Annotated in this window: 19 protein-coding genes; 10 read left to right on the top strand and 9 right to left on the bottom strand. The window is 44.4% G+C overall.

The window, feature by feature from the left end; genetic code table 11:
* Positions 1 to 22: 22 nt before the first annotated feature.
* Entirely contained in the window at positions 23 to 1,318 is a 1,296-nt protein-coding gene (gene waaA / locus C9J48_RS16160) for a lipid IV(A) 3-deoxy-D-manno-octulosonic acid transferase (protein ID WP_006233201.1), read from the top strand.
* Here the strand turns inward: waaA and C9J48_RS16155 are convergent.
* Positions 1,291 to 2,007: a 3-deoxy-D-manno-octulosonic acid kinase gene (locus C9J48_RS16155; protein WP_006233202.1), complete on the bottom strand. Its 717-nt coding sequence runs from the start codon at positions 2,005 to 2,007 to the stop codon at positions 1,291 to 1,293. The genes waaA and C9J48_RS16155 overlap by 28 nt on opposite strands.
* Positions 2,008 to 2,099: 92 nt before the next feature.
* Here C9J48_RS16155 and C9J48_RS16150 point away from each other — a divergent pair, with 92 nt between their 5' ends.
* Positions 2,100 to 3,152, top strand: a complete 1,053-nt coding sequence (locus C9J48_RS16150; RefSeq protein WP_006233203.1) for a glycosyltransferase family 9 protein — start codon at positions 2,100 to 2,102, stop codon at positions 3,150 to 3,152.
* Between the two features lie 26 nt (positions 3,153 to 3,178).
* On the top strand, positions 3,179 to 3,664 hold the full coding sequence (gene coaD / locus C9J48_RS16145) for a pantetheine-phosphate adenylyltransferase (protein ID WP_006233204.1): 486 nt from the start codon (positions 3,179 to 3,181) through the stop codon (positions 3,662 to 3,664).
* A 68-nt stretch (positions 3,665 to 3,732) separates the two neighbouring features.
* Here coaD and C9J48_RS16140 read toward each other — a convergent pair whose 3' ends face one another.
* The 6 genes from C9J48_RS16140 to radC form a co-directional block, all read right to left on the bottom strand.
* Positions 3,733 to 4,737, bottom strand: a complete 1,005-nt coding sequence (locus tag C9J48_RS16140) for an NAD-dependent epimerase (RefSeq protein WP_006233205.1) — start codon at positions 4,735 to 4,737, stop codon at positions 3,733 to 3,735.
* A gap of 144 nt (positions 4,738 to 4,881) precedes the next feature.
* Positions 4,882 to 5,691, bottom strand: a complete 810-nt coding sequence (gene mutM / locus C9J48_RS16135; RefSeq protein ID WP_006233206.1) for a bifunctional DNA-formamidopyrimidine glycosylase/DNA-(apurinic or apyrimidinic site) lyase — start codon at positions 5,689 to 5,691, stop codon at positions 4,882 to 4,884.
* A gap of 61 nt (positions 5,692 to 5,752) precedes the next feature.
* Positions 5,753 to 6,244, bottom strand: a complete 492-nt coding sequence (locus C9J48_RS16130) for a hypothetical protein (RefSeq protein ID WP_006233207.1) — start codon at positions 6,242 to 6,244, stop codon at positions 5,753 to 5,755.
* A 174-nt stretch (positions 6,245 to 6,418) separates the two neighbouring features.
* On the bottom strand, positions 6,419 to 6,586 hold the full coding sequence (rpmG, locus tag C9J48_RS16125; protein WP_002535344.1) for a 50S ribosomal protein L33: 168 nt from the start codon (positions 6,584 to 6,586) through the stop codon (positions 6,419 to 6,421).
* Positions 6,587 to 6,600: 14 nt separating this feature from the next.
* Positions 6,601 to 6,837: a 50S ribosomal protein L28 gene (gene rpmB / locus C9J48_RS16120; protein ID WP_045031821.1), complete on the bottom strand. Its 237-nt coding sequence runs from the start codon at positions 6,835 to 6,837 to the stop codon at positions 6,601 to 6,603.
* Between the two features lie 172 nt (positions 6,838 to 7,009).
* Positions 7,010 to 7,684, bottom strand: coding sequence for a RadC family protein (gene radC, locus C9J48_RS16115; protein ID WP_107281184.1), 675 nt, complete (start codon positions 7,682 to 7,684; stop codon positions 7,010 to 7,012).
* A 267-nt stretch (positions 7,685 to 7,951) separates the two neighbouring features.
* Here radC and coaBC point away from each other — a divergent pair, with 267 nt between their 5' ends.
* The 3 genes from coaBC to slmA all read left to right on the top strand — a co-directional run bounded on the left by coaBC (position 7,952) and on the right by slmA (position 10,432).
* Positions 7,952 to 9,175, top strand: coding sequence for a bifunctional phosphopantothenoylcysteine decarboxylase/phosphopantothenate--cysteine ligase CoaBC (gene coaBC, locus C9J48_RS16110; protein WP_107281189.1), 1,224 nt, complete (start codon positions 7,952 to 7,954; stop codon positions 9,173 to 9,175).
* Positions 9,162 to 9,617 carry a dUTP diphosphatase gene (dut, locus tag C9J48_RS16105; RefSeq protein WP_107281183.1) on the top strand — a complete coding sequence of 152 codons (456 nt, stop codon included), beginning with the start codon at positions 9,162 to 9,164 and terminating at the stop codon, positions 9,615 to 9,617. The genes coaBC and dut overlap by 14 nt, the downstream gene beginning before the upstream one ends.
* Before the next feature lie 224 nt (positions 9,618 to 9,841).
* Positions 9,842 to 10,432, top strand: coding sequence for a nucleoid occlusion factor SlmA (gene slmA / locus C9J48_RS16100; RefSeq protein WP_107254520.1), 591 nt, complete (start codon positions 9,842 to 9,844; stop codon positions 10,430 to 10,432).
* A gap of 81 nt (positions 10,433 to 10,513) precedes the next feature.
* Here the strand turns inward: slmA and pyrE are convergent, their stop codons facing one another.
* Positions 10,514 to 11,155, bottom strand: a complete 642-nt coding sequence (pyrE, locus tag C9J48_RS16095) for an orotate phosphoribosyltransferase (RefSeq protein ID WP_006233314.1) — start codon at positions 11,153 to 11,155, stop codon at positions 10,514 to 10,516.
* A 126-nt stretch (positions 11,156 to 11,281) separates the two neighbouring features.
* The gene (rph, locus tag C9J48_RS16090; protein WP_006233313.1) at positions 11,282 to 11,998 is read right to left on the bottom strand and encodes a ribonuclease PH; all 717 of its coding nucleotides are present in this window, start codon (positions 11,996 to 11,998) and stop codon (positions 11,282 to 11,284) included.
* A gap of 255 nt (positions 11,999 to 12,253) precedes the next feature.
* Between rph and C9J48_RS16085 the strand changes: the two genes are divergently transcribed.
* The 4 genes from C9J48_RS16085 (at position 12,254) to spoT (ending at position 16,475) form a co-directional block, all read left to right on the top strand.
* On the top strand, positions 12,254 to 13,117 hold the full coding sequence (locus C9J48_RS16085) for a YicC/YloC family endoribonuclease (RefSeq protein WP_006233312.1): 864 nt from the start codon (positions 12,254 to 12,256) through the stop codon (positions 13,115 to 13,117).
* 270 nt (positions 13,118 to 13,387) lie between these two features.
* On the top strand, positions 13,388 to 14,014 hold the full coding sequence (gmk, locus tag C9J48_RS16080) for a guanylate kinase (RefSeq protein ID WP_006233311.1): 627 nt from the start codon (positions 13,388 to 13,390) through the stop codon (positions 14,012 to 14,014).
* Positions 14,015 to 14,063: 49 nt separating this feature from the next.
* Positions 14,064 to 14,345, top strand: coding sequence for a DNA-directed RNA polymerase subunit omega (rpoZ, locus tag C9J48_RS16075; protein ID WP_006233310.1), 282 nt, complete (start codon positions 14,064 to 14,066; stop codon positions 14,343 to 14,345).
* Positions 14,346 to 14,363: 18 nt separating this feature from the next.
* On the top strand, positions 14,364 to 16,475 hold the full coding sequence (gene spoT / locus C9J48_RS16070; RefSeq protein ID WP_006233309.1) for a bifunctional GTP diphosphokinase/guanosine-3',5'-bis pyrophosphate 3'-pyrophosphohydrolase: 2,112 nt from the start codon (positions 14,364 to 14,366) through the stop codon (positions 16,473 to 16,475).
* Positions 16,476 to 16,582: the final 107 nt, after the last annotated feature.

The raw sequence follows: 16,582 nt of genomic DNA, 5'->3' as shown, positions 1-16,582 counted from the left end.
CTCATCACGCTTAGGTAATCGTGTGTTCATTCGTTGCTTATATACCTTATTACTTACCTTGGCTTCGCCATTTCTCCTTTTGGGTTTATACAAAAAAAAAGAAGGAAAGCCTTCATTTGGCTCTCGCTGGAAAGAACACTTTGGCTTTACCCCACCATTAACAACCCAAACGGTTCAACCACCAATTTGGATTCATGCGGTCTCCGTAGGAGAATCAATTGCTGTCGTACCTGTGATTAAAGCATTGAAAAAACAATATCCAGAGACAACGATCGTAGTCACCACGACCACCAGCACAGGTGCAGAACAAGTTTCAAAATTAGGGGACTTGGTAGAACACCGTTACATGCCGTTAGATTTCGCATGGTGTGTACGAGGCTTTCTAAAAAACATTCAACCCTCAGCCCTGTTAATCATGGAAACTGAGCTGTGGCCCAACACCCTCGCGACAGTACATAATAACAAGATACCAGTAATGGTAATGAACGCCCGCTTATCAGCCCGCTCAGCTGCTCGTTATCAACAATTCCAATCTGTGTTTAACTTGCTAGCTAAAAACCTCGACCATGTACTATGTCTTCACTCCGATGATGCAGATCGCTTCAAACAATTAGGGCTGCCAGCCAAACGCATCTCCGTGACGGGCTCGATAAAGTACGATATTGAGATCGCTGATACCATCGTGCAACAAGCAAATACTTTACGAGAAACGATTGGTATTCAGCGACCAGTATGGGTTGCTGCCAGCACCCACAAAGGGGAAGATAAACACGTTTTAGCGGCCTTTCAATCAGTACTCAATACCAAACCAGATAGCCTACTGATCTTGGTACCTCGCCATCCCGAACGTTTTAACGACGTGGAACAGCTGTGTATCCAAGCCGGCTTTGAGTGTATTCGTCGTACACAAACTCAACCTATCACCGCAGGCACACAGGTGTATTTGGCTGATACGATGGGAGAGATGCTCATTATGTTGGGGGCTGCCGACATTACATTTATGGGCGGAAGCTTGATCGGCAACGCTGTCGGAGGTCACAATTTGTTGGAGCCAGCGGCGTTAAGTAAACCCGCCATTACCGGGCCAAGTTATTACAATTTTACCGACATAACGGAGCAACTTCGCCAAGCGGAAGCGGTGTGGGTATGTGATGATAGCCAAATGCTAGCGCAACAGCTTATTCAGTTATTCGCTCATCCCGAGCAAAAAGCGGCAATGGGGAAAGCAGCCTTGACCGTAGTCAAACAAAACCAAGGCGCTGTAAATAAAACAGTATCAGCTATAGTGGATCAGTTATCAGGTCCACACGTCTCATAACCCTGGCACAGCACTTGCCAGCTTGCGGCAGAGAAATGAATGTTACGCTTGCCTTGCTCTTTGATAAAAGAGCGATATAAGCGTGACAAATTCTTCGCCTTCCACGCTTCGCCCTCTTGCGTATAGCATTTATCAAAGTCAATCAACCACACCAATTCACGGCTATCCATCAAAATATTGTGCGCGTTAAGATCGGTATGGCACACCTGTAAATCATGCATCTTACGAACCGTGCGCCCAATAGCACACCACACATGATCAGGTAGCATTGCTTGTTGCAGCAAATCCACTAAATCCTTAGCACTATCAATCTTTTCGACCAGTAAATCTGCGCGATATACCAGACCATGACGCATTGCTCGTGCAGCTACCGGACGAGGTACATTCACCCCACCAGCGGCAAGTGTCGACAGTAACGCTACCTCTTCAGCACAACGGGTTTTTTCCCATCCCGTGAACACATAGGCATCTTCGATCAATTTACCGAACAACCCACCACGACGATAATGCCGCAATGCCATTGGTAACGTCTCACCTTGAACAAACCACGTTGTACCGCGCCCTTGCGCTGACCCAATCACTTTTCCTTGCTGCTGCCAAAAAGACGCATCAAAACATGCTTTCGGGTCTTCTTGTAATAAGTTCGGATCAAACCAAATGCGCTGGTTATCAAAACACAATTCTTCCACGGTGAAACTCCTGATAGATTAGGCGCCATCATTTTACAATCCCCTGAATGAACTGCATAATTACTTCTTCAATTTATTCTTGAGTATCAGCCATGGCACTATTTTCTTCTCCTCCAAAATCGCTATGTATTCTACGACTATCTGCGATCGGAGATGTTTGCCATGCTATTGCTGTTGTGCAAGCCATCCAACAGCACTGGCCAGAGACGGACATCACATGGGTCACAGGAAAAATAGAAACTCAACTTATTGGTAATTTACCCGGTATCAAGGTTGTGACCTTCGATAAAAAAGCAGGGCTAAAAGGCATGCTGGCGGTGTGGAGTGCATTAAAAGGGCAAAAGTTCGATGCATTACTGCATATGCAAGCCGCGATACGCGCTAGTGCATTATCTTTAGGCATAAAAGCGAAGTACCGTGTCGGTTTTAGCCGTAATCGTACAAAAGAAGGTCAATGGCTTTTCACCAATAAGCATCTTCCTAATACTGACTCGTTTCATGTTTTAGATAACTTTGCCGATTTTGCACGTTATATTGGTGTGCCATTTACAGCACCAAATTGGAATATCCCCCTTACAGATGAAGATATTCAATTTGCTAAACATTATACGGCAGATAAAAAGACCTTACTCATTTCGCCTGCCGCAAGTAAAGATGAGCGCAATTGGCTTACAGAACGCTACGCCGAAATCGCAGACCATGCCAATCAACAAGGGATGCAAGTGCTACTGTGCGGCTCTCCTGCTCCTAGAGAAATAAATCTAGGTAAAAGCATTGAGCAACATTGCCAATACCCCGTCGTAAACCTAATTGGCCAAACAAACCTAAAACAATTAACGGCGCTATTAGGTCAGGCTGACGTTGTTTTGGCACCGGATACAGGCCCTGCACACCTTGCTACGACACAGGGTACGCCAGTGATCGGTTTATATGCTCACAGCAACCCTAAAAGAACGGGGCCGTATAATAGTCTTGATATTGTCGCGAGCGTTTACGAACAACATGTTGAAGAACAGCAAGGTAAACCTATTCATGACTTACCTTGGGGTACTCGCGTAAAGGGAACGGATTTAATGCAAGACATTAGTGTCGAGCACGTTAAGAATATCCTAGCTGGCATACTGTCTACTGCAAACCAACGTTAACACACTTTATTAACTGGAAGATGAAAATGACAACACGTGTAATTTACCCTGGTACCTTTGATCCAATCACTAATGGTCACCTCGATTTGATTGAGCGTGCTGCTGCAATGTTTGACCATGTTGTTGTTGGTATTGCTGCAAGTCCCAGTAAGAAGCCCTTATTTGATTTGCCAGAACGTGTTGCGCTAACGCAGGCCATCACCAAACACTTACCGAATGTCGAAATTGTTGGCTTCTCGGGTCTACTTGTTGATTTTGCGAAAGAATCGAATGCCAACATCTTGGTGCGAGGGCTACGTGCTGTATCTGACTTCGAATATGAATTCCAGCTCGCCAATATGAACCGCCGTTTAATGCCAGAGCTAGAAACCGTCTTTTTAACGCCTTCAGAAGAAAACTCTTTTATCTCTTCAACCATAGTTAAAGAAGTCGCGTTACATAAAGGTGATGTCAGCCAGTTTGTTGACTTGCGAATTACCGGTGCGCTTAATGCTAAGTTACATACTAAGTAATTCAAAATGATACCGATTAAAAAAGGAGCCTTAGGCTCCTTTTTTATATCTGCATATAATCTAGCTAATTAGCATTTGTAGAATACGCGATACCAATCAACGAACGCTTTCACGCCCTCTTTCACTTTCACTGCTGGCTGATAATTAATCGCCTTAAATAGGTCTTCAGTATCAGCATATGTCGCGTATACATCCCCAGGCTGCATTGGCATGAAGTTTTTCTTCGCTTCAATACCTAGTGCATCTTCAAGCGCTTCAATATAATCCATTAGCTTTACAGGGCTACCATGACCAATATTATACACTTTATAAGGTGCAGAACTTGTTGCAGGCGAACCAGCTTCAACGGTCCAGTCAGGGTTCTTCTGTGGGATCACATCTTGAATACGCATAACACCTTCAACGATATCATCGATATAGGTGAAATCACGGCGCATATCACCGTTGTTGTACACATCTATTTGCTCACCATCTACAATCGCTTTAGTGAACTTAAACAGCGCCATATCTGGACGCCCCCACGGACCATAGACGGTAAAGAAACGTAGCCCAGTGGTTGGAACATCGTATAAATGTGAATACGTGTGTGCCATCAGTTCATTCGATTTTTTTGTCGCAGCATAGAGAGAAATCGGATGATCGACGCTATCACTAGTATTGAATGGCATTTTTTGGTTCAAACCATAAACCGAACTTGATGAAGCATACACCAAGTGCTTTACCTTGTTATGACGGCAGCCTTCAAGAATCGCGAGGTGCCCAACAAGGTTACTATCAGCATAAGCCATTGGGTTATCAATTGAATAACGCACGCCCGCTTGCGCTGCTAAATGAATAACACGGTCAAATTGCTGTTCAGCAAATAACGCGGCCATACCATCCCGATCGGCTAGATCTAATTCTACGAATGTAAATTTGTCATGCTCCGCACGATCAAGACGTGCGTGTTTTAATGAGACATCGTAGTAATCATTCAGATTATCAATACCAATGACTTCATGACCTTGGGCGCAAAGGCGCTCAGAGACAGCACTACCGATAAAACCAGCCGCACCAGTTACTAAATATTTCATATAAACGCTTCTTACCCAAACAGAAATCTAACTGTTACAAATTCAACAATAAGTGGATCATAGCACTGCACGTACTGGTACGGTATGGCATCTTCCGATAAATACCATCAATAATGTTGAGGCCCAGGTTAAACCTAATTGATCCTACTTCTGGCACTCACTGCAAAACACACTGGCTCGCTGACCAATCTTCATTTCACTCAACGGATTATCACAGCGTGGGCAGGGCTTTCCGCCTTTACCGTAGACTTGCAGCTCTTGAGCAAAGTAACCTGGTTTGCCGTCTGCATTTTTGAAGTCTTTCAACGTCGTTCCGCCTTGCTCGATCGCAAACGCGAGTACCGATTTGATTTCATCGACAAACAACGCGATTTTTTCGGCCGATATTTCACCCGCAGCGCGTTTCGGGTGAATACCTGCACTAAATAGCGACTCATTCGCGTAAATATTCCCTACACCCACCACTACTTTATTGTCCATGATGAACTGTTTTATTGCCGTGCGTTTACCTTTCGCCCTATCTTGTAAGTATTTAGCGGTAAAATCATCGCTAAGCGGCTCAGGGCCGAGTTGACTCAATACTTTATGGTCTAGGTCAGGCAATTCCCATAACCACGCCCCAAAGCGACGAGGATCGTTATAACGCAGCACCTCACCACTCGATAGCACTAAATCAACATGGTCATGCTTTTCTGGCGGAATAGAGACAGGTAAAACCCGTAAGCTCCCCGACATACCAAGGTGCACAATGGCATACCCCACATCAGTATGTAACAGTAAATATTTGGCTCGACGAGTCACCTTTCGAATCACCTGCCCTTCTATTTGCTGAATTTCCTCAGGGATGGGCCAGCGTAATTTAGGATTCCGGACAATAATTTTAGTCACGATTTGACCAACCACATGCGGAGTGATCCCCATTCGGCTTACTTCAACTTCCGGTAATTCAGGCATTATGTCTCTCGTCTATTGTGAGCAATGGTGAGGACTCTTCGTGAGCATTGGCTGCTTCGTTTTAAAGAGGGAAAAGGTAAGCTTCCTCTACAGATATAGCGATCCAACTACCTTGCCAGCTTTTTAACAACCAGAACTGCGGCTGTTGATATACCGTCACCCGTATCGGCTCTTCTGCTGCTTGCAACCAGATTTCAACTGTACGGGGTGATGTGAGCTGACTTTTTAACTGCACCATCATGTCATCATTCACCGGCGTACCAGCAATAGATTGCCAATGTTCAATCCATACTTGAGGATCTGTATTGATACTCGGCTCTGATACCCAAATACCCTCTTTCTTCATAATTTGGTGATGAGGGAAGACTAACTGAGAAATAGTCGCTTTAGCGGGTAATAAAGAATGCAAAATGGGCGATGCTACTTCAGCAGGAGAGCCGTCATCAGACGACGCTAGGCGGGCTTTAATTAGATCGGGCAGTTGAATCATAGCGATGAAGATAACAACCGCGATGATGATGACATTATTCCAGCCACGTCGTGACAATCTCATTGGGCTTTTTCCTTGCGTATGTCTTGCCGTAATAACGACTTGAATTATTACACTAAAGGAATAAGGTCAATCTCGCGAGGAAATAAATAATATTGGTAGGTAATATTGGCGGCAAATTTTAGGTATAAAAAAACCCAGTCTAAACTGGGCTTTTATCAAAGTACTACAAATCAATTACTTGATTTTAGCTTCTTTGTACATAACGTGCTGGCGAACTACTGGATCAAATTTCTTGATCTCAAATTTGCCTGGCATGTTACGCTTGTTCTTATCTGTAGTGTAGAAGTGGCCTGTACCAGCTGATGATACTAGACGGATCTTCTCACGAATGCCTTTAGCCATTGTTCAAATTCCTCTTAAACGTTCTCGCCGCGGACACGCATCTCTGCAAGAACGATATCAATACCTTTCTTGTCGATGATACGCATACCTTTAGCGGTAAGACGTAGTTTAACGAAGCGTTTTTCGCTTTCTACCCAGAAACGATGAGTTTGCAGGTTCGGCAGAAAACGACGCTTGGTGGCATTACGTGCGTGTGAACGGTTGTTACCCGTTACAGGACGCTTGCCAGTTACTTGGCATACTCGGGACATTACTGTCTTCTCCAAATCGTTTCAGCTCGATATCTACTATGATTAATTCAATGCGAAAAAGCTTTTCGCATATAATCATAGCTATCAAAGGTCGCGCATTATACTAAGTCAAAACCAGTTGCTCAAGTCCCGAGCGACCCTTTCTCATCTTTTTTATCAAAATTAGCTTATTTTATAGCCAACCTTGCTCGGAAAAAGAGACAATATCTCCATCACCTACAATAAAATGATCTAGTACACGAATATCGACTAAAGCCAGCGCATCGCTGATTGTTCGTGTAATTCGGAGGTCTGACTGACTAGGTTCAGCTACGCCTGACGGGTGATTATGCGCTAAAATAAGAGCGGCTGCATTAAATTCCAACGATCTTTTTACAATTTCTCTTGGATAAACCGCGGCAGAATTTATTGTTCCCTCAAATAAAACTTCTCCAGCAATCACGCGATGTTGATTATCTAGAAATAAAACATAAAAAACTTCACGTTGCCGATCGCGTAATAATTGACTCAAATAATGCCGAGTATGCTGGGGACTCGTCAGCACATCTCCTTCCTTTAGTGTCTCTTCCAAATGTCGCTGGCTCATTTCTATTATTGCTTGCAGTTGAGCATACTTGGCAGGCCCTAAGCCTTTGTGCAAACAAAAGAGTGTTTGATCTGCGGCAAATAACGCTCTAAGCGAGCCAAACTCTGCCAATAAATGGGTGGCAAGCTCAACCGCATTCATCCCTTTAATGCCAGTTCGTAAAAAGATTGCTAATAATTCCGCATCGGATAATGCTTGTGCACCACGTGTTAGCAGCTTTTCCCGTGGACGAGATTCTTCAGGTAATAGCTTTAATGACATGCATCCCCCTTAATATGGTTGCCCTTTTAAATGAGGGGGTTTTCTCTGCCTGTTCAATTTATCTTGTTGGTTATGGGAATGCCTTCGCACTTTCTTTCGAGGCTTACATAATGGGCAAGTACCTTTCCCCGCGCCTTCACACTTATGACCAGAAGTGTGTTCCCGATGAATCCATCGCCCTTTAATGATATCGTATTTAGTATATGAGCAAGGTTTTTTAGGTTTTGGTCGCGTTGATTTAGACGCAATATGGATTTGGGTAAAACAATGCAAACACTGGCAGGAAAGAAAATACTTCTTGGTATTAGCGGCGGTATTGCCGCTTATAAATGTGCAGATTTGACTCGTCGCTTAATCGAGCGCGGTGCCGAAGTACAGATAGTAATGACCAAAGCGGCAAAAGAATTCATTACACCACTAACAATGCAGGCCGTGTCTGGTAGACCCGTATCAGACAGCTTATTGGATCCTGCTGCTGAAATGTCGATGGGGCATATCGAGCTCGCAAAATGGGCTGACTTGATTTTATTAGCCCCAGCCACCGCTGACCTTATCGCCCGAATCAGTGCGGGTATGGGGAATGACCTGCTCAGTACATTATGCTTGGCAACAGACTCCCCCATTGCCGTATCACCCGCAATGAATCAACAGATGTATCTTAATGTCGCTACACAAGAAAACATTGCGACACTGCAACGCCGTGGCTTCCATATTTGGGGCCCAGCCAGTGGTGAGCAAGCGTGTGGCGATGTAGGGCCTGGTCGTATGCTAGAGCCAATGCAACTAGTACATCTAACGGAAGATTTCTTTCAACCAGCCGATCTAACCAACCTCAATGTTGTCATTACTGCTGGCCCAACCCAAGAAGCCATTGATCCTGTTCGCTATCTTACCAATCGTAGTTCTGGAAAAATGGGTTTCGCAATCGCAGAAGCCGCAGCTAAACGCGGTGCAAACGTCACGCTCATTAGTGGACCGGTGAGCCTTACGACACCTGTTGGGGTGAATCGCATCGATGTAGCAAGTGCTGAACAGATGCATCAGGCAGCAATCGCACAAGCGACTGAACACGACATTTTTATTGCCTGCGCTGCGGTGGCTGATTTCCGTCCAGCTGCCGTTGCAGAGCACAAGATGAAGAAAAAATCAGATGAAGATGAGATGGTACTGAGGCTGGTGAAAAACCCAGATATCGTCGCAAACGTTGCCGCTCTGTCAGTGCAACGTCCCTTTACTGTTGGGTTTGCCGCAGAAACACAAGACGTAGAGCAATATGCCCGCAGCAAACTGGCTCGCAAGCATTTAGATTTAATCTGCGCCAATGATGTATCTCAGTCAGGGCAAGGATTTAACAGTGACCATAATGCACTGCATTTATTCTGGTCAAACGGCAATAAAGCCCTGCCGTTATCATCAAAAAATGCACTGGGACAACAGCTAATCACAGAAATTGTCGCACTTTATAAAGAGAATAAGCATGAAGAAAGTTGATCTTAAAATTCTCGACGCACGTGTAGGTCGCGAATTTCCACTACCCACTTATGCCACGAGCGGTTCTGCAGGGTTAGATTTGCGTGCTTGTTTAGATAACGCATTAATTGTCGAACCCGGTCAAACCCATTTAGTCCCAACAGGTTTGGCTATTCATATTGCAGATAACAGCCTTGCAGCCACGATTCTACCGCGTTCAGGGCTCGGGCATAAGCATGGTATCGTGTTAGGGAACTTAGTGGGTCTGATTGACTCTGACTACCAAGGCCAGCTGATGGTGTCGGTATGGAACCGTGGACAAACAACATTCACTATTGAGCCGGGCGATCGTATCGCACAACTGGTATTTGTACCTGTAGTACAAGCCGAATTTAATATTGTGACTGATTTTGATGCGACGGAACGCGGTGACGGTGGTTTTGGTCATTCTGGTCAGCGTTAAGAGAAATCAACAGATTCAAAGTGGTATTGCCAACACCTTAATCTGACTAGCAATTAAACGAAATTGATCAAATATAAAGCGTAAGCCTTAAGCTTACGCTTTTTTTGTCGATAAATAGATCAGTATCGACAGCTTGCGCTTTTCACAACGCAACGGCATCGCTAAGATAGACGGGTTTCAAACTGCAGCTATATGCAGTCATTTTTGAAAAGGAACGGTTATTCATGGCTGGCAACAAAAAAAACAATCGCCGCGAAGAGATCCTTCAAGCATTAGCACAAATGCTTGAATCAACTCAGGGCAGCCAACGTATTACAACAGCAAAACTGGCGGCACAGGTCGGTGTTTCAGAGGCGGCACTGTACCGTCACTTCCCGAGTAAAGCCCGTATGTTTGAAGGCTTGATTGAGTTTATTGAAGATTCAATTTCTACTCGTATCAACCGTATCCTTGATGATGAAAAAGATACCATGAACCGTCTACGCATGGTGCTTCAGCTTATTCTGGTCTTTGCAGAACGTAACCCAGGCTTAACACGCATCATGACAGGTCATGCTCTGATGTTTGAACAAGACCGTCTACAATCGCGTATTAATCAGCTCTTTGAACGCATTGAAACCCAGATTCGTCAGGTATTACGTGAACGAAAATTACGGGAAGGGAAAGGCTTTCCGGTTGATGAAAGCGTACTTGCGGCACAATTGCTTGGTCAGGTTGAAGGCAGTTTGAACCGCTATGTGCGTTCTAACTTCAAATATAAACCTACCGAGAACTTTGATAACTACTGGCAACTATTAAGTGCTCAGCTAGGTTAAATCATTACGTAACGTGAGATAAAAAGAAGGCTTGCACACTGGCAAGCCTTTTGTATTTCTAGCGTTTAGATAAGTGGAAACTTATACACCATACTCAGCACGGTACGACTTCACAGCTGCTAAGTGTGCATCCATGCCATCTTGTTCAGACAAATACGTCACAACATCACCCAGTGATACAATTGAAATAACTGCGCAATCAAAATCACGCTCAACTTCTTGAATAGCAGATAGCTCGCCTTTGCCTTTCTCTTGACGATCAATAGCCACTAACACGCCAGCAAGATCAGCACCATTCGCTTTAATAATTTCCATTGATTCGCGAATTGCAGTGCCAGCCGTAATCACATCATCAACCAACATGATACGACCTTCAAGATCGCTACCAACTAAGCTACCACCTTCGCCGTGTGTTTTTGCTTCTTTACGATTAAAGCAATATGGCGTATCGATATCGTGGTGATCAGCCAGTGCAACCGCTGTTGTGGTCGCAATTGGAATACCTTTATACGCAGGGCCAAATAGCACATCGTAATCGATACCCGCATCAACCAAAGCTTCAGCGTAAAAACGGCCTAGGCGCGCTAAATCACGACCTGTATTAAACAAACCAGCATTAAAAAAATACGGGCTAATACGGCCAGATTTCAGAGTGAACTCACCAAACTTCAACACACCTTTTTCTAGGGCAAATTCGATGAACTGACGCTGATATGCTTTCATTGTAATTCCTTAATATTGATAAATAGGTGATACGTATTACGCGCTACATCTATCGAATGTAGTCAAAAGGACACCATTCAACAAAATGCAGACAAAAAAAAGCGACTCAATCGAGTCGCCTAATAATTAACTTTCCAATGCCTGTTTCTGCATTGTGACGATGTCGGCAATGCCGTCTTTCGCCAGAGCCAGCATGGCCAGTAATTCTTCGTGGCTAAACGCCTCGCCTTCTGCTGTCCCTTGAATCTCGATCATCTTACCTTCTTCGGTCATGACCACGTTCATATCGGTTTCAGCCGCTGAATCTTCAAGATACTCAAGATCGCAAATGGCTTCGCCTTTATAGATACCCACCGACACAGCAGCAACCATGCCTTTAATTGGGCTCTTTTTCAGAGTGCCTTTCTCAATCATTGAGTTGACTGCATCAACCAAAGCAACCATTGCACCGGTAATAGAAGCTGTACGTGTGCCACCATCTGCTTGGATTACATCACAATCAACGGTGATCATTTGTTCACCCAACGCTTCTAAATCAACCGCAGCACGAAGGCTACGTGCAATTAAGCGTTGAATTTCCATTGTACGACCGCCTTGCTTGCCGCTTGATGCTTCACGGCGGTTACGCGTATGAGTCGCGCGAGGCAGCATGCCATATTCTGCAGTAACCCAACCTTGTCCTTTGCCTTTTAACCAGCGAGGTACATTTTCTTCTACACTTGCTGTACAGATTACTTTTGTATCGCCGAACTCGACTAATACTGAACCTTCAGCGTGTGCTGTGAAATTACGAGTGATCGTAATAGGACGTACTTGACTAGTGCTTCTTCCGCTTGGACGCATCGGGGGTTTACCTTTCGCTGGGCTACATTAACCGGCGATTATAGCCAGTTCTCACTCGCAGTGCACGTTAAACCCGACCGCGAACCGAACCCATAATATCAAGTGCACGTTCCGCTTCATTTCTTTTATAAGTAATGGTGAGTATAATCACCGCATCTTGTAACTACGCGCCTATTCTTTCTATTACGCTTCCTGCTCGATAGCAGTAAACTTAATAAGTAGTTACATTCCATCTATATAAAGGGCCATCAGCCAATGATTCATAGCATGACCGCTTATGCTCGTCGCGAAGTTAAAGGCGATTGGGGCACTGCCGTTTGGGAAATCCGTTCAGTTAACCAACGTTATCTAGAAACGTACCTTCGCATGCCAGAGCAATTCCGTAGTTTAGAGCCAGTACTACGTGAGCGTTTTCGTAAGCGCCTAGCTCGCGGTAAAGTTGAATGTAACCTGCGTTTTGAAGCGAACCAAGCAGCAAGCAGTGAACTCACTATCAATGAAGAATTAGCGAAGCAAGTCATTAAAGCCGCTAAGTGGGTAAAAGAAACCGCTGGTGAAGGCAATATTGGTCCTTTTCAGGTGTTGAACTGGCCTGGTGTCATGGAAGCTCCTGAGCAAGATTTGGATGCGATCAATAAAGATTTGTTGATTGGTTTTGATGAAGCGATTGCTGATTTTATTGCCGCACGTGCAAGCGAAGGCGAAAACATGAAGGAATTGATTGTTCAACGCCTTGATGCCATTACTACTGAAGCAACCAACGTACGCGCACAAATGCCTGAAATTATTAAATGGCAACGTGAACGTCTAACCAGCCGCTTTGAAGATGCAAAAGTGGAACTGGATGCTGGTCGTATTGAGCAAGAACTGATCATGATGGCACAAAAAAGTGATGTCGCTGAAGAGCTAGATCGCCTAGATTCGCACGTTAAAGAAACACAAAAAATCATGAAGAAAGGTGGCGCATGTGGTCGCCGTCTTGATTTCATGATGCAAGAATTTAACCGCGAATCAAATACGCTCGCATCAAAATCAATCACCACAGAAATCACAGCATCTGCTGTTGAATTAAAAGTATTGATTGAGCAAATGCGCGAACAGATCCAAAACATCGAATAATCATCAGAATGTGTGGGTGAGTGACTTTATGTCATCCCTATAAAGGCAGTAGTAATACTGCCTTTATAGGTTCATCATCACACTTTTTAGCGTTGAAATTTAAAATATGAATAGTCTGAAATTAGCCCTAAATCCATCTAGGCTTAAGCTGACGGCTTATAAAGTCGCATTAACCGTATAAAAGATGAAATTTCCAGCAATCAGATAATTTCAATTTTGCGCAGTTCGTGATAATCTGCGCGCCCTTCTAGCACTGAGTGAAAATAGGCAATGAGCAAAGGTACTCTATACATCGTGTCGGCACCAAGTGGCGCTGGTAAATCAAGTTTGATTAATGCGTTACTTGAAACTAACCCGACCTATGACATGAAAGTATCCGTTTCCCACACGACTCGCGGTATGCGACCTGGTGAAGAAAATGGTGTTCATTACAATTTTATTAGTGTTGAAGAGTTCACAGAACTAACCGAACAAGAGTCATTCCTTGAACATGCTGAAGTATTTGGTAATTATTACGGTACATCACGCCCTTGGATTGAAGACCAGCTGAACAAAGGTATTGATGTCTTTTTAGATATTGATTGGCAGGGTGCGCGTCAAATCCGCATACAAATGCCAGCGGCGAAAAGCCTCTTCATTTTACCACCTTCAAAAGAAGAATTAGAGCGTCGTTTAAATGCTCGTGGTCAAGACAGTGAAGCCATAATTGCACGTCGTATGCAAGAAGCTCGTTCTGAAATTTCTCATTACAACGAATATGACTATGTTATCGTTAATGATGATTTCGATGCTGCGTTAATGGACTTTAAAGCCATTATTCGTGCAGAACGATTGAAGCAAGACAAGCAAACTGCTAAATATAACAGTATGCTAAATGCTCTACTGGCAGAACAGTAAGTATTTATATACAATTTTCTTTCTCATTATATAACCACTGGAGTCCTCCATGGCACGCGTAACCGTTCAAGACGCTGTTGATAAAATTGGCAACCGTTTCGACCTGATCCAAATTGCTTCACGCCGTGCGCGTCAATTGCAAACGGGCGGCAAGGATCCATTGGTACCAGAAGAAAACGACAAATACACAGTGATCGCACTTCGTGAAATCGAAGAAGGCCTAATCACTAAAGATATCCTAGATGCTCGCGAGCGTCAGGAACTGCAAGAGCAAGAAGCGGCAGAACTAGCTGCTGTTAGTGCAATTGCAGGCGACCACCACCACCGTTAATTCAGGGAACCGGGCGAATTGTATCTATTTGATAGCCTGAAAGAAGTCGCAATCGAATACCTGCCAGAGTCTCAAATTGAGGCTCTTCGGCAGGCGTATCTCGTTGCGCGTGATGCCCATGAAGGGCAAACCCGCTCAAGCGGTGAACCTTATATTATCCACCCTATTGCTGTTGCCCGTATTCTTGCGGAAATGCGCCTCGATCAAGAGACGCTCATGGCAGCCTTACTCCACGACGTTATTGAAGATACCGAAGTCACAAAAGAAGACCTTGCAAGTCGCTTTGGTGATACCGTAGCCGAACTCGTCGATGGTGTTTCAAAGCTGGATAAACTTAAGTTTCGTGACCGCAAAGAAGCTCAGGCTGAGAATTTCCGTAAAATGATCATGGCTATGGCTCATGACATTCGCGTTATTCTCATCAAGCTCGCTGACCGTACGCATAACATGCGCACGTTGGGTGCTTTACGCCCAGATAAGCGTCGCCGAATTGCCCGCGAAACCTTAGAAATATTTTCTCCCCTCGCTCACCGTTTAGGTATCCATAACATCAAAACAGAACTCGAAGAGTTAGGCTTTGAAGCGTTATACCCAAACCGTTATCGCGTACTTAAAGGGGTTGTTGCTGCTGCACGTGGTAATAGAAAAGAAATGATCAATAAGATTCACGCTGAAATCGAGGGACGTCTCGAGGATGCGGGGATCGAAGGCAAAGTCTTAGGCCGCGAAAAGAATCTTTACTCCATCTATAACAAGATGAAAAATAAAGAACAGCGATTCCATTCCATTATGGATATTTACGCTTTCCGTGTTTTAGTTAAAGATTTAGATACTTGTTATCGAGTATTAGGGCAAGTACATAATTTGTACAAGCCGCGCCCAAGCCGCATGAAAGACTACATTGCCATCCCTAAAGGCAATGGTTACCAGTCATTACATACTTCATTAGTTGGCCCTCACGGTGTACCTGTCGAAGTACAAATTCGTACTGACGATATGGACCAGATGGCTGACAAAGGTGTTGCTGCTCATTGGTCTTACAAGAAAAATGGCGAAAGCTCTGGCACAACCGCTCAAGTTAAAGCACAGCGCTGGATGCAAAGTTTACTTGAGCTTCAACAAAGTGCCGGTAGTTCATTCGAGTTCATTGAGAACGTTAAATCTGATCTGTTCCCAGATGAAATTTACGTCTTCACGCCAAAAGGCAGAATCGTTGAATTGCCTGTCGGTGCAACGGCCGTTGACTTCGCATATGCAGTACACACTGACGTAGGTAATGCCTGTGTCGGTTCGCGCGTCAATCGTCAACCTTATCCATTAAGCAAGCCACTGAAAAACGGTCAGACCGTTGATATTATCAGTGCGCCCGGGGCTCGCCCTAATGCAGCATGGCTTAACTATGTAGTGACAGCCCGTGCACGTACGAAGATCCGTCAGGTTCTTAAAACCATGCGTCGTGAAGAGTCCATTACATTGGGTAAACGCCTAATCAACCATGCACTTGGTGAACTGAATATCGACCAAGTTGATCCAACCCGCCTACAACAACTACTGACCGACCAGCGTCTAGAAACATCAGATGATTTACTGGTTGAAATTGGTTTAGGTGAGTTAATGAGCATTGTTGTAGCACGCCGCTTACTTGGTAATACTGAAGACAACCACTCTACAGATGCTAATACCGGTCGTCGGATGCCGATTCGTGGCGCCGATGGTATTTTAATGACCTTTGCCAATTGTTGTCACCCACTGCCGGGCGATGCAATTATGGCACATGTTAGCCCTGGTAAAGGCTTGGTTATCCACCGCGAAGAATGTTCTAACATTCGTGGCTACCAGCGTGAACCTGATAAGTATATGCCTGTTGAATGGAGTGAAGACTTCGAACATGAATTTGTAACCACCCTAAAAGTGGATATGCAGAACCACCAAGGTGCATTGGCTGATTTAACCAATACCATTGCAGCAACGGGTTCTAATATTCAAGGTTTGGCAACAGAAGAAAAAGATGGCCGTTTATACACCATCACTGTTCGTCTCACGACTAAGAACCGTATTCATTTGGCCAAGATTATGCGACATATTCGTGTGATGCCAAATGTTGTACGTGTGGCACGACAAAAGAACTAATCAGTAGACATGAAATCATGAGAGTGCCATACACTCATATTTCATCTCTCTAAGATAAAACAGACGCCCGTTTACGGGCGTTTTCTTTATGGTTTAGATAAAAAAGA

This window comes from Photobacterium profundum (assembly GCF_003026285.1).
GTDB lineage: Bacteria > Pseudomonadota > Gammaproteobacteria > Enterobacterales > Vibrionaceae > Photobacterium > Photobacterium profundum.
Note: the sequence above shows the minus strand (reverse complement) of the source record. Positions and strands in the feature narration are given on the sequence as shown.